Source organism: Legionella fallonii LLAP-10 (assembly GCF_000953135.1).
GTDB lineage: Bacteria > Pseudomonadota > Gammaproteobacteria > Legionellales > Legionellaceae > Legionella > Legionella fallonii.
Window position 1 is genome coordinate 370,001 of sequence record NZ_LN614827.1, and the last position, 13,001, is coordinate 383,001.

The following is a 13,001-nucleotide window of genomic DNA, read 5'->3' on the forward strand; positions in this document are numbered from 1 at the left end:
GTAGACTTGGCAAATCCGGTTTACTATTAACTCTGAGGTGCGAAGTGGTTCTGACACTTCGGTGTACAGAGAAGTCATTAATGCCCGGCTTCCAGGAAAAGCTGCTAGCCATAACTTATAGAGAACCGTACCGCAAACCGACACAGGTGGACAGGTAGAGAATACTAAGGCGCTTGAGAGAACTCGGGTGAAGGAACTAGGCAAAATGGTACCGTAACTTCGGGAGAAGGTACGCCCTTGCTGGTTAGTTTACTTGCTAAACAAAGCTGGTGAGGGCCGCAGAGACCAGGTGGCTGCGACTGTTTATTAAAAACACAGCACTCTGCAAATTCGTAAGAAGACGTATAGGGTGTGACGCCTGCCCGGTGCCGGAAGGTTAATTGATGGGGTCATCTTCGGAGAAGCTCTTGATCGAAGCCCCGGTAAACGGCGGCCGTAACTATAACGGTCCTAAGGTAGCGAAATTCCTTGTCGGGTAAGTTCCGACCTGCACGAATGGCGTAACGATGGCCACACTGTCTCCACCCGAGACTCAGTGAAATTGAAATCGCTGTGAAGATGCAGTGTACCCGCGGCTAGACGGAAAGACCCCGTGAACCTTTACTATAGTTTTGCACTGGACTTTGATAATCACTGTGTAGGATAGGTGGGAGGCTTTGAAGTGAGGACGCTAGTTCTCATGGAGCCAACCTTGAAATACCACCCTGTTGTTATTGAGGTTCTAACTTGGTCCCGTAATCCGGGATGAGGACAGTGTATGATGGGTAGTTTGACTGGGGCGGTCTCCTCCCAAAGAGTAACGGAGGAGCACAAAGGTACCCTCGGTACGGTCGGACATCGTACCAAGAGTGTAAAGGCATAAGGGTGCTTGACTGCGAGAGTGACGGCTCGAGCAGGTACGAAAGTAGGTCTTAGTGATCCGGTGGTTCTGTATGGAAGGGCCATCGCTCAACGGATAAAAGGTACTCCGGGGATAACAGGCTGATACCGCCCAAGAGTTCATATCGACGGCGGTGTTTGGCACCTCGATGTCGGCTCATCACATCCTGGGGCTGAAGCAGGTCCCAAGGGTATGGCTGTTCGCCATTTAAAGTGGTACGCGAGCTGGGTTTAGAACGTCGTGAGACAGTTCGGTCCCTATCTGCCGTGGGCGTAGGAAAATTGAGAGGAGCTGCTCCTAGTACGAGAGGACCGGAGTGGACGAACCTCTGGTGTACCGGTTGTCACGCCAGTGGCATCGCCGGGTAGCTAAGTTCGGACGGGATAACCGCTGAAAGCATCTAAGCGGGAAGCCCCCCTCAAGATGAGTTTTCCCATGAAGCCCGTTGAAGACTACGACGTTGATAGGCAAGGTGTGGAAGCGCAGTAATGTGTGAAGCTAACTTGTACTAATTGGCTGATTGTCTTGACCATATAATCTGAGTCGCTTTACAATAGGCGCTTAGAGAATGATACGAATGATGTGTTACCTCAAGATTTACCAGACCCTGTCGGGCGGTTGTTAATGAGTCATTAGCACCTTCCTCTGGGGGTTAAACAGTTTTCCTGGCGACAATAGCGATTTGGAACCACCTGATCCCTTCTCGAACTCAGTAGTGAAACGAATCAGCGCCGATGATAGTGTGAGGTCTCCTCATGCGAAAGTAGGACATCGCCAGGGTTTTATTCCGAAAGCGGCTTTTTAGCCGCTTTTTTTGTTTTACCAATTCGGCTTTTTGCTTTACCAAAAATAAAGTACCTGTTCTGCGTTTTGTCATCCCTAGGGGATGCGATGAGGTTTTCCTAATTATTTACGGTATCTATAGGATGTGAACCTCATACAATATGTAGATGGTTTGGGCCATTACCCAACAGTTGATGTTGAGTTAAGGAAGAATCTCGCGTTGGGTCAAAGACCTAGTCTATGTTGGAGAACAATAAGCTGTACGACATGAAGCTGTACGACATGAAGCTGATGTTGTTAACTATGCTTCAGAAGTGTGAAGTAATATGAGCATTTAGGATTAATTGAACAAGATTGCAAGTTCAACTTTTGTTTCCAAGGTAGGTGTATTCAATTCATGTTAGTTCAATCTATTTTAAAATTCATTGAAGATCTTACGAAGTTTAAAAACTTACCATCGACTGATGTTCGCATATTAGATAGCTTAAGAAGCCGTATTGGGTATCGCCCTAAGGATGAGCAGCTAGCTGATACCGATTTACAATTTTTGCTTGACTGTTTTTATATTCGTTGGGAAGAAACTATAGATACTGAGTATGATTATATGCTAAATCCAGGAGTAATTAATCAACGATGGATTGCATTTGCCAAAGAACTCGCTCCTTTTACAGATAAAAATTATTTACAGATATTGCTACCAACAGTAACTAATACTGTTGATTTTAATAACTTAACTGCATTAACTGAAACAGTGAGATTACAAAATTTCTATCTTGGCCATGCAAATAGAGTTCTTTATAGAAAACGAGGGCTATGTGAGCATTTGATTGATAAAAATTATGCATTGTCTACTTGCAGAGAATTACGTTCGAGCAAATTAAGCGCTTTGAGCATAAAAGAACTTAGTCGATTACAATATTGCAAGCAAGAGAATGGAGAGTTTTCTGTTGATGGAGAATTTTTTATTGATTTTGCCGACTTCTTAAGACAGAAGGTTTTTACCCGTTTACAAGATCAGGGGGTAATGCCCTTAGATTTATTACCTCATTTATTAATATTAATAGAGCAATATCATACCTTAAAAGATAATAATGAGAGTTATAGTTTATTTAGACAATCCGTTGATAATTTTTTTAAGTGTATTTATAAACATAAATTAGAAGACATTAATTATTTTTATGGAATTGAGATCCCCTATAAGGGAAAAATATTTTATTTGTTAGATTTCTTAATTGTTATTCATAAGGCTGATAGTTATGTTCTTGACGAACATTTTAATGCACTCATGGAGTGGTTATATACATATAATTCTGCTTTAAAAGTAATTAATGTCAAGTTAGAACCTTTATATAAAAATCTCCTCGCTAGAGATAAAAATGAGTCAAGTGATGATGAATCTGGTGACAGTTTACTAAATCATTGCCTTAATTTTTTATTATCCTTATTGACTGCAAGTTTTGATTTTATTTTTTTTACCGGAAAAACAATTAGTTTTTGGGATATATCTAAATCGGTCTTTTCTGAAGCAAACGAAATGTTCTCTTTATTGGCTCCTGCATTAGCTAATAATCAGCCCTCTCAGTTAGTAACTCATTATCAAAAGGTAATGGAGCAATATGTGATCCCTGGCCGTGCTGATTCAAGTATAAATACTTGGTTTACTCGATATCAAAATGTACATGATTGGTATGTATGCGCAGAGAGTAATACCTTGTCGAAAATAGGTGTTAATTGGTATGAGCCAGAATTAATTACGCACGCTTTGTTAAAATATAAACAAAGTGCACCACAGATAATGTCACAGATTAATAAGTTCTTAGATGAGTTAGTTCATACTTATACGCAAGATAGTTCTGAGTTGCATAAGCGGTTAAGGATTAATATTCTATTTGCTTCTTTTATTAAAGAATTACCTTCTCAAGAGCAAAGATACTTGCATTTATTACTTCAGCTTTATCAAAAACATGATATGCAAAATAATTTTTTCAATAACTGTGTCCACCACATTGCTCATCGTCTCTCACAGATGGGGACCGCTAAAGATGGCGGGGCAATTCAATTTTTTTCTGATATGCGCAGAGTGGACGTAGCAAAATTAAATATTTCAACGGTTGGTGTTGCACATTTAAATACTATTATTGATGCATTTAAGTCTAAACTTTATTCCCCTGATTTTACTGTAGAGCCTAAATTGGCTGATAAAATGATGACTTATTTACGTTCTATAAGTCGTCCCATTTTGACTACTAAAGAGCACGAAGATGCGAAAAGCAACGCGAATGCCTTGGATTACTTGGGAGCACCTACGTAAGAATTTTTTAGTAAATGTTAATATTGGGTTTTGCAAAATTGAGTACATAATTTTATAAAATTTTCATAGCGTCTTTGTGAAATAAGTTTCTGCTCTACCGCTGCGATAATGGCACAAGAAGGCGTTTCTATATGGGTGCAGTTCCGAAACTTACATGATGATAAAAACGGTCTAAATTCCATGTAACCTTGAGCAATAGCCGATGAGTCAACATCCCATAAACTAAACTCTCTTACCCCAGGGGAGTCAATTAACGCACCGCCACTAGGTAAGTGATAATAACGTGAGTTACTCGTCGTGTGACGTCCCAGTTCGGCTCCACTTGAAATTTCATTAATCGCAATATCTTGCTCATGCGGTAAAATTTCAGCAATTATTGATGATTTTCCTACGCCAGATTGCCCCGTAAAAACGCTAATTTGATGATTAAGAGCCTCTTTTAGTGGTTCAAAACTTTGAGGCTCCTTTTTGCTGGTCATGATAATAGGATAATTTAAAGGCTGATAATCAGCTAGTAGCTGAGTTTTAAGTTCCTCACAGGGCATATCTACTTTGTTGAGTAAAATAATCGCATGTAAATGTAAGAATTCAGCCATAATCAAATAGCTATCAAGTAATGGCCAACTAATATCTGGTTTAGGGGCAGTAACTATAATCATTTGACTAATATTGGCTGCAACCGGCTTTTTTAATCCCTTACTTGTTGGTCTTGCAAGAATAGAGTTTCTTGGATATAAACTGACCACAACTCCTTGATTTTTACCCTCAGGTTGCCAAATAATTTTGTCTCCAGCAACTACAGTGTCGAGATTAGGTCTAATAGAGCAGATGATTCGGTTACCTTCACCATCTTCAATTTCTACATGCTTACCAAACCGAGTAATAACTAAACCATCGATTAAGCTATTAGTATTGTTGCCTTTGGTTTCTTGGTAATTTTGTTGATTCTTTTCAATTCGTGCTAGTTGTTGCTTATTAATCCGTCTTTTACTCATGGTTAGGATCTATACTATAATGATTCACTTTATTAATGCTACAGTATGAAGGTAAATCGTATTTAATGAAAGTCTACTTGGTGGGTGGTGCCGTTCGTGATCAATTATTGGGTATTCCCGTTCACGAACGTGATTGGGTCGTAGTGGGTGCAACGCCTCAGCAACTATTAATGAAAAACTTTAGGCAAGTAGGCCGCGACTTCCCTGTGTTTTTGCACCCAGAGACTAATGAAGAGTACGCTTTAGCAAGAACTGAAAGAAAATCAGCACCGGGATATTATGGTTTTGATTGCGATTTCAGTTCGACGGTTACCTTGGAAGAAGATTTAGGACGTCGGGATTTAACCATCAATGCCATGGCTATGGACGAACACGGTCACCTTATTGATCCTTATTCCGGCCAGAATGATATAAATAATAAAATCCTGCGTCATGTTTCACCCGCTTTTATTGAAGATCCTGTTCGTGTATTGCGGGTGGCTCGCTTTGCCTCTCGATTTCATTCTCTGGGATTTAGATTGGCGAACGAAACCCGCTCCCTAATGTATTCAATGGTGAAGCGTGGGGAATTAATGCATTTAGTGCCAGAACGTGTTTGGCAAGAATTAGCGCGTAGTCTGGGTGAAAAAAATCCTGAACAGTTTATTTTGACCTTACGTTCTTGTGATGCGTTAAGAGTGGTGCTACCGGAGCTTAATGTTTTGTTTGGTGTGCCGAATCCGTACGAATATCATCAAGAAATAGATAGCGGGATTCATACGTTAATGGTGTTGAAGGCGGCTACAGCACTCAGTCAAGAGCCAACTATCCGTTTTGCTGCATTAGTTCACGATTTAGGTAAAGCATTATCGCCAATGGGGGCATGGCCACGGCATCATGGACATGAGGAACGTGGCGTTGGAGCGATTGAATCATTATGCTCTCGTTTACGAATTCCGAATGATTATCGTATTTTAGCTATACTGGTATCTCGGGTTCATATAACTATTCATCGTTTATTTGAGTTGCGCGCTTCAACTATAGTAAAACTTTTAGAGCAGTGTGATGCCTTTAGGCGTCCACAATTATTTTATAATTTGTTAATTGCTTGTCAGGCCGATATGGAGGGACGAGGGAGTAAATTCAAATACCCTCAGGCCAAAGCATGGTCTTATATATTATCTGAATGTGCTAAGGTCAATCCTCAGGATTTAGTAGCACAAGGGTATGAAGGAAAAGCAATTAAGGAGGCCTTGCATCAACGTCGCGTGGCTTGTGTTGAACTGATATTAAACTCGTGGAAATTAAATGAAAAATAATCACAATTTAATCTGGATAGATCTGGAAATGACAGGTCTTAATCCTGAACAAGATAGGATTATAGAAATTGCAACAATAGTAACAGATGCCCATTTAAATATTTTGGCTGAGGGACCCGTGGTTGCTGTATCGCAAACTAAAGCAGTGCTTGATGGCATGGATTCTTGGAATACCAGACAACATAACCAATCAGGCTTGGTTAAAAGAGTGTTGGAAAGTGAGTTGAATGAGTCTCAAGCAGAACAGTTAACATTAACTTTTTTGAGTCAGTATCTGGATAAAGGTAAATCTCCAATGTGCGGTAATACCATATGCCAAGATAGACGTTTTCTCTATAAGTATATGCCGGAGCTGGCCGCATTTTTTCATTATCGTAACTTGGATGTCAGTACGTTAAAGGAATTAGCTATACGTTGGCGCCCAGAATTATTGAGTGGTGTTGTTAAAGAGTCTAAACATTTAGCTTTGGATGATATTAAAGACTCGATTAATGAATTAATTTATTATCGCCAACATTTTATTAATTTGTCGGAAGTAAAAAAATGATAGAACGAGAACGATTAGAATTACCTAATAACGCAGATAAACTCTTATTGCATTCATGTTGTGCCCCATGCTCAGGTGAAGTGATGGAGGCTTTAATTCATTCAGAAATAAATTTCTCCATATTTTTTTACAATCCTAATATTCATCCTATTCAAGAATATGAAATTAGAAAGCAGGAAAATATATCCTTTGCTGAGAAACATAATATTCCTTTTATCGATGCAGACTATGATAAAGACAATTGGTTTGCTCGAGCTAAAGGCATGGAGTGGGAGCCTGAACGCGGTAAACGATGCAGCATGTGCTTTGATATGCGATTTGAAAGAGCGGCTTTATATGCTCATGAGCATGGTTTTCCTGTTATCTGTAGTTCTTTAGGGATTTCTCGTTGGAAGGATATGGAGCAAATTAATGATTCAGGAGTCCGTGCTGCGAGCCATTATCCTGAGCTCGTTTATTGGACTTATAACTGGCGGAGGAATGGTGGCTCTGAGCGAATGTACCAAATTGCCAAACGAGAAAATTTTTATAAACAGGAATATTGTGGCTGTGTTTATTCTTTACGAGACACCAATGCATGGCGTAGACAGAAAACTCGTGACAGAATTAAGATAGGTGTTAATTATTATTCGGAAGAACAGTAACAGGAGCGTTATGAATATGCACTCTCACCATGAGTCACATGAGCATCATGGTCACAATCATAGCCATAATCATGGTGTTGTAACTTATGATAAAGCTTTTTTAATTTCTATAGTTGCTAATGGCGTCTTTGTCATTTTGCAAATTATTTTTGCTTATGTGGCTCATTCGACCAGTTTACTAGCAGATGCTTTTCATAATTTAGGTGACGTATTAGGGCTGGTTTTAGCCTGGATTGCGACTAATCTAATGAAGCGAAAACCCACGGAGAAAACAACCTACGGTTTAAAAAAAGCGTCTATACTCGCTGCATTGACTAATGGTATTTTATTAGTATTTACCTGTGGAATTATTGCCACCGAAGCAGTATATAAATTATTTTCTCCTGCGGAGGTTCAAGCTGTTTCTGTTATGATAGTTGCTGGTATAGGTATTATTATTAATAGCGGCACCGCTTTGTTATTTTTACGCGGTTCTGATGATCTTAATATTCGTGGGGCTTATTTGCATCTATTTTATGATGCTCTGGTATCTGTGGGGGTCGTCTTGTCTGCGGGCTTATTATATTGGACTGGTTGGTTATGGATCGATCCAGTGGTTGGTCTGTTAATCGCATTAGTTATCCTTAGGGGAACGTGGTCTTTATTTGCAGATAGTTTCCGACTCATTATTGATGGCGTCCCTAATAATATTTCCTGGAATGCGGTAAGTGATTTCCTCATGGCGAGACCGGGGGTACAAGGCGTTCATGATTTACACATTTGGGCAATGAGTACCCAGGAAAATGCTATGTCAGTTCATTTATATATGCCTCACGATGAGCTAACTGACCAAGCACGAGTGGCTTTAGTTGAGCAGCTGAAGGGACAATTTAGTATCCAACATTGCACAATCCAGATCGAAAAAACAGAGACTGATTGCAATGATGCTTGCCATGATCCTAATTCAGGAAGACCCTTTTTATAGAACTCAGGTAAATTAATCTTGCTTGGTCTAATTGTAGCCCGGTTACAGGTAGTTGTCTCTTGATCAGATCTCAGCTAAATTTTTAGCCAGAGTAGCCTTGATGGAAACGCAGTCGTAATCAAGGTTTTCCTCATAGACTTACCTCCTACTGTTTGCTGCTAATCTATGTCCTTGTTGGAGCATGAGAACCGTGATTACGACTGCGTTTCCATCAAGGCTACATTGACTAATAAACATTAAATTTCCTCTCTAGATCTCAACATAGATTTTAATATTATTTTGAGTGGTTTCTATACCGACTTGTGTAGAAAAGACAGTGCAAGTAACCGGACTCAGGCTAAGGAGTAGGTTGGCCGAGAGGGGCTTAGAATAATGTCAATGCTTTTGTTTAACTCAACACCTCTTGGTGGATCAAGGACTTGAGGGGACGACCCAACTTACAGTGACCTTTAATTTATTCGTGTTGCTTGGTGGCTAGTTCTAAGCCTTTTTTGTAATTGTCGCAGGCAAGGAACGAGTCATTCAGTTTTTCATGCAACCCACCCAGTTGAGCATAGGCCATTGGGGTAGGATGGAGTTCGTTGGATTGCTCTAGATAATGTTTTGCTTTACCCCATAATTGTTGAGATAAACATAATCGCCCTAAACATAAAAATAACGCTGCAGAATGCGGATTTTTTTTAAGTAAGGATTCAGCAAAGTCGAGTTGATTCATATTTCCTGGTAGGAGTCCATACAGTTCAATTAATTGAGAACTGAACTCTTTACGTAAGCAATGTCTTAGTAACGCTTCTGCTTTTGTCTGCTCGTTATTTTTTAGTAAGAAACGAATGTATTCGGCTACAAGTTCTGGATTATTTCTCAGCTGTTTGGGTAACGAGTCAAATAAAGCGGATACAGCATCGGGTTGATTTTGTTTCGCCAGATCGATTATAGATTGGAGGTAGGCATTTTGTTGTAATTGTTCGAAAACTTGCTCAGAAATGACATGGTTTTTTCTTAAATCAGGTAGGATAGCAATGAGTTGGGGCCAATCCCTGATTTCTTTGTAAAGATTCATGAGTAATTTTAAAACATAAGGATGGCGGGGAGCCATATCATGTAAATGTTTTAGCGTTGCTAAAGCCTGTTCCCATTGATGGTTTGCTAATTGTAATTGGGCTTGGGTTAGTTCAACGGCAATTTTGGCTTCAGGCATGGACTGTTGTGCTTCGCGTAGATAGTGGTCTCTAAGTTTACTATCGCCCATTTTTTGTGCTGCACGGGCTGCGGTTAGATAATTAAGTAGAGGGGTGTCCGTATTGGGTAATGCCTGGATTAAATGATTTTTTGCCTTCTGCCAATAACCTTCACTGTACTCAATTAGACCTTTTCTGGTGGTTGCCTGTGCTTTTTGAGCAAGACGCTTGATATTCCATTGATGTATTAGACCAGGCGTATTCGATATTTTGCTACCTAAGTGTAATAAAATATGGATGATTAGGAACAATAAAATCAAAGCAAAAACAGTAAACCATACCGTGGATTCAATAACCCAATGATTAATAGTAATCAATACATACCCGGGATCTTTATTGAGTTGAATACCCAGTGATACAGAGCCTAATAAAACAAGAAAAGCGATTAGAATACGCATCATTATTAGTGTTCTCCTTTGTCGCCATCATTTGTTGGTTTAACGAGCGATTCTTGATTGTCTATTATTTGATTTAGGAGTGGGAGCGCTAATTCAATTACCGGTTTTTCTTGAGTAATTTTTACTTGTTGAAGCTCAGCCAATTGTTTTAGTAAAGTATCTGTATTTTGTGATGTTTTATTGAAAGTCCGTTGAAGATTTAAAATAGCTTGTTTGAGTGCTAATTGATAGACCTCGGGATTATTATTGAGAATGGCCCATTGCGCTTCTTGCAAATTAAGGCGAATGCTCTCTTTTACAACTGACTCATATAAGGGGGATATTAATGGTGTAATGTTCTCATCATCTCGACGTACTACCACCATTTTTTCCAATAAATTGACGCTATCTTGCAATCGAATTTGCCATGCTGAACGATTACTGCTTTTTTCTGATGTATTTCCTGTTGCAGAATCGCTTCCTAATTTATTTTTATCTCCAGTTGCTTTGGGGGTGATTGTGTTGATGCTGTCTTGAGCGGCATCTAATCGACTTAATAAGCCGACAATATCTACCTTAGGTATCGTTTTTAATTGTGCTATTTCCTTTGCTATAGCCTGCCTGACATTAAATATTTTAGGTGAGGATAATTGCCCTAATAATTTATCCGCTTGTTGGAGTAATGAGATAGCTGCACTATAATTATCGCTCCAGTGAGCGTTTATTTGTGCCAATTCTAGATAATATCGTGCTTTGAGCAATAACCAATCTTGATTTTGGTAGAGTCTTTGGTTCATTGCTATTTGTAATTGCTTGTTGAGATCATCTAGTTTGCTTTGTAATGCATTTTGTGATTGTTCAATATTATTAGTCTTAGTATCTATTTGATTGTCTATTTGTTTTTGATTGTCTATTTGTTTTTGTTTTATTTGCGCTATTTCAGCGATTAAACCAGTTTTTTCATCGTTCAGTTTATTTTGTAAGTGATGCATGGCCCACATGGCAACGATAATGGCCACAATGGCAAGAGCAATAGATAAGCCACTGAGGAGAGTATGATTTTTTCGTTGAGCTGTATTCTTATTTTGGGAGGTTTGTTTTTGGGGCTCTATAGTTGGATTTTGTTTTATTGGCTTAGTTTCTTTTTTGTGTTCTTCACTGCTATTGGCCATGGATTAATCCTTGATAATAGTCTAATAATGTATTCATTATCCCATTGGGATGGCTTATTATAATTTTTTTCATGCCAAATAATGCGGCTGATTTGGCAAGGCGGTCACTAATAACCAGGCTTGGTTTTTCTTGTAGCCAGTTGTGCGCTTCTTCACTAAATATCTTAAAAAGATTGTGTATCGATTGCTCGCTTGTTAACAGTATAATATCCACTAAGTCTTCTCGCCATAAAGAATTGATAAATTCCTGGCGAATTTGCGGAATGCCCCTTTTATAAACATTGATGGGAATTACATGAGCCCCTTTCTGTAATAATCCCTCTGCTATAAGCGTTCTCCCTCCTTCGCCCTTAAATAGTAACACGGTTTGGTTTTTAATTTGTTGTAAAGAGGAAATATTGAGTAAGTGCTCGCTGTCAGGTACTTCAGGAATGTGATGGACTGGAATATTAAACTCACTAAGTGCTTTTGCACTGCCATGACCAATGGCAATTACTTTTATTGAAGTAGGCCAATCGAGATGATGTAACTTTAGTTGGGTAAAACAATGATAAACGGCATTAGCACTAATAAAAATGGCTTGATTCACGTTATACAGATTAGGTAGGGCATTTATCCATGCATTATTTGTTGCTTGGATTTCTAAGGTAGGACATTCAATGGCCACTCCACCTTCAGCTATGATATTCTTACTCAATTCGTGGGCTTGATTTGTGGGGCGAGTATTTAAAACGCGAACCCCCTTCAGTGTTTTATTCATAGGGGATAGAGTTAAGTAAGTTTGTAGCTCCCTTGGCTAATAAAGCTTGAGTACATAATTGTGCAATAGCTTGCGCTTCCTCCATATTGCCTGTTTGATGGTCTTGAATCGATTGCGTTCCATCAAGGCTTAATATCTTTGCACGTAAAAAAAGTTGGTTAGATGGTGTTACAGTACAAAAGACAGCTAAAGGTACGTGGCAATTACCGCCTAATTGAGCATTGACGCTGCGCTCTGTTTGTACGCAAAGAGCTGATATAGGATCATTTAATGCGGCGATGAGCTGCTGTATTTCTTGGTCATCTGTTCTACATTCAATACACAATGCGCCTTGACCACAAGTAGGCAACATAATGTCTGCAGATAAAAGTTCAGTGATAAGCTGTTCGAAACCCATGCGTTCGAGACCTGCTGCCGCAAGTATTATGGCATCGTATTCTCCAGCCTCCAGTTTTGCGAGGCGTGTGTTAATGTTCCCACGTAATGTCTTAATTTGCAGGTCCGGTCTGTGGGCCAATAGTTGCGATTGTCTTCTGAGGCTTGATGTTCCAATTATTGCTTTGGGTGGCAGAGCATTAAGACTGGAAAATCGTTTGCTAATTAATGCATCAAAAGGATTATGTCGTTCACAAATTGCCGCTAAGCATAAACCCTGTGGAAGGTCAGCAGGCATATCTTTGGTTGAGTGAACGGCGATGTCTGCTGTGTCGTTTAATAGCGCTTCTTCCAGTTCTTTAACAAATAATCCTTTTCCACCTGCGGCTAATAACTTATCTTTAAGAAATTTGTCACCAGAAGTTACCATCGGCAATAATTCAACAGTCATATTGGGCCATTGTGCTAAAAGTAACTCCTTAACATGGTTGGCCTGCCATAAGGCAAGAGGGCTTTGGCGTGTTGCAATACGTATTTTTTTCATCATGAGTGTATTAAAGTCTTCAATGAAGAACATCATATCATTGATTTGCAGGAAAATTAGAGGATAATTTATAACTTCACTATAAGCTATGTAGGATGTGAGGAACTTTTGTA

At 39.3% G+C, this 13,001-nt stretch carries 10 protein-coding genes and 2 rRNA genes (1 of these 12 cut by a window edge); 7 read left to right on the top strand and 5 right to left on the bottom strand.

The window, feature by feature from the left end:
• The 3 genes from LFA_RS01380 to LFA_RS01390 form a co-directional block, all read left to right on the top strand.
• Positions 1–1,413: ribosomal RNA gene (locus LFA_RS01380) — 23S ribosomal RNA — on the top strand; it begins 1,484 nt to the left of the window's first position.
• Between the two features lie 131 nt (positions 1,414–1,544).
• Positions 1,545–1,660: ribosomal RNA gene (gene rrf, locus LFA_RS01385) — 5S ribosomal RNA — on the top strand.
• Positions 1,661–2,060: 400 nt separating this feature from the next.
• Complete coding sequence (locus LFA_RS01390) at positions 2,061–3,974, top strand: hypothetical protein (RefSeq protein WP_045094601.1); 1,914 nt, start codon at positions 2,061–2,063, stop codon at positions 3,972–3,974.
• 17 nt (positions 3,975–3,991) lie between these two features.
• Here the strand turns inward: LFA_RS01390 and rsgA are convergent, their stop codons facing one another.
• Positions 3,992–4,969 (bottom strand): ribosome small subunit-dependent GTPase A, encoded by a 978-nt coding sequence (rsgA, locus tag LFA_RS01395; protein WP_045094602.1) that lies wholly within the window; start codon positions 4,967–4,969, stop codon positions 3,992–3,994.
• Positions 4,970–5,034: 65 nt separating this feature from the next.
• On the opposite strand from rsgA, the gene LFA_RS01400 reads away from it, so the two are divergent.
• Genes LFA_RS01400 through LFA_RS01415 form a run of 4 tightly spaced genes read left to right on the top strand, consistent with a single transcriptional unit; the run spans position 5,035 to position 8,422 of the window.
• Positions 5,035–6,267 (top strand): multifunctional CCA addition/repair protein, encoded by a 1,233-nt coding sequence (locus LFA_RS01400; RefSeq protein WP_045097335.1) that lies wholly within the window; start codon positions 5,035–5,037, stop codon positions 6,265–6,267.
• Complete coding sequence (gene orn / locus LFA_RS01405) at positions 6,257–6,814, top strand: oligoribonuclease (protein ID WP_045094603.1); 558 nt, start codon at positions 6,257–6,259, stop codon at positions 6,812–6,814. Before LFA_RS01400 ends, orn begins: the two co-directional genes overlap by 11 nt.
• A complete protein-coding gene (locus LFA_RS01410; RefSeq protein WP_045094604.1) occupies positions 6,811–7,458 on the top strand; it encodes an epoxyqueuosine reductase QueH in 648 nt (215 codons plus the stop codon). The genes orn and LFA_RS01410 overlap by 4 nt, the downstream gene beginning before the upstream one ends.
• Before the next feature lie 10 nt (positions 7,459–7,468).
• Positions 7,469–8,422, top strand: a complete 954-nt coding sequence (locus tag LFA_RS01415) for a cation diffusion facilitator family transporter (RefSeq protein ID WP_045094605.1) — start codon at positions 7,469–7,471, stop codon at positions 8,420–8,422.
• A gap of 454 nt (positions 8,423–8,876) precedes the next feature.
• On the opposite strand, the gene LFA_RS01420 is transcribed toward LFA_RS01415, so the two are convergent.
• From LFA_RS01420 to hemC, 4 genes are read right to left on the bottom strand one after another with little or no spacing between them, the layout of a single operon-like run.
• The gene (locus LFA_RS01420) at positions 8,877–10,061 is read right to left on the bottom strand and encodes a heme biosynthesis HemY N-terminal domain-containing protein (protein WP_045094606.1); all 1,185 of its coding nucleotides are present in this window, start codon (positions 10,059–10,061) and stop codon (positions 8,877–8,879) included.
• Between the two features lie 2 nt (positions 10,062–10,063).
• On the bottom strand, positions 10,064–11,209 hold the full coding sequence (locus LFA_RS01425) for a uroporphyrinogen-III C-methyltransferase (RefSeq protein WP_045094607.1): 1,146 nt from the start codon (positions 11,207–11,209) through the stop codon (positions 10,064–10,066).
• A complete protein-coding gene (locus LFA_RS01430) occupies positions 11,199–11,969 on the bottom strand; it encodes a uroporphyrinogen-III synthase (RefSeq protein ID WP_045094608.1) in 771 nt (256 codons plus the stop codon). Before LFA_RS01430 ends, LFA_RS01425 begins: the two co-directional genes overlap by 11 nt.
• Positions 11,962–12,891 (bottom strand): hydroxymethylbilane synthase, encoded by a 930-nt coding sequence (gene hemC / locus LFA_RS01435; RefSeq protein WP_045097336.1) that lies wholly within the window; start codon positions 12,889–12,891, stop codon positions 11,962–11,964. The genes LFA_RS01430 and hemC overlap by 8 nt, the downstream gene beginning before the upstream one ends.
• Positions 12,892–13,001: the final 110 nt, after the last annotated feature.

What these genes read in the sequence shown, in the direction of transcription:
- LFA_RS01390 (WP_045094601.1), top strand. Translation starts at nt 2,061, where the DNA reads ATGTTAGTTCAATCTATTTTAAAATTCATTGAAGATCTTACGAAGTTT.
- LFA_RS01430 (WP_045094608.1), bottom strand. Translation starts at nt 11,969, where the DNA reads ATGAATAAAACACTGAAGGGGGTTCGCGTTTTAAATACTCGCCCCACA.
- LFA_RS01420 (WP_045094606.1), bottom strand. Translation starts at nt 10,061, where the DNA reads ATGATGCGTATTCTAATCGCTTTTCTTGTTTTATTAGGCTCTGTATCA.
- rsgA (WP_045094602.1), bottom strand. Translation starts at nt 4,969, where the DNA reads ATGAGTAAAAGACGGATTAATAAGCAACAACTAGCACGAATTGAAAAG.
- LFA_RS01400 (WP_045097335.1), top strand. Translation starts at nt 5,035, where the DNA reads ATGAAAGTCTACTTGGTGGGTGGTGCCGTTCGTGATCAATTATTGGGT.
- orn (WP_045094603.1), top strand. Translation starts at nt 6,257, where the DNA reads ATGAAAAATAATCACAATTTAATCTGGATAGATCTGGAAATGACAGGT.
- hemC (WP_045097336.1), bottom strand. Translation starts at nt 12,891, where the DNA reads ATGATGAAAAAAATACGTATTGCAACACGCCAAAGCCCTCTTGCCTTA.
- LFA_RS01415 (WP_045094605.1), top strand. Translation starts at nt 7,469, where the DNA reads ATGAATATGCACTCTCACCATGAGTCACATGAGCATCATGGTCACAAT.
- LFA_RS01425 (WP_045094607.1), bottom strand. Translation starts at nt 11,209, where the DNA reads ATGGCCAATAGCAGTGAAGAACACAAAAAAGAAACTAAGCCAATAAAA.
- LFA_RS01410 (WP_045094604.1), top strand. Translation starts at nt 6,811, where the DNA reads ATGATAGAACGAGAACGATTAGAATTACCTAATAACGCAGATAAACTC.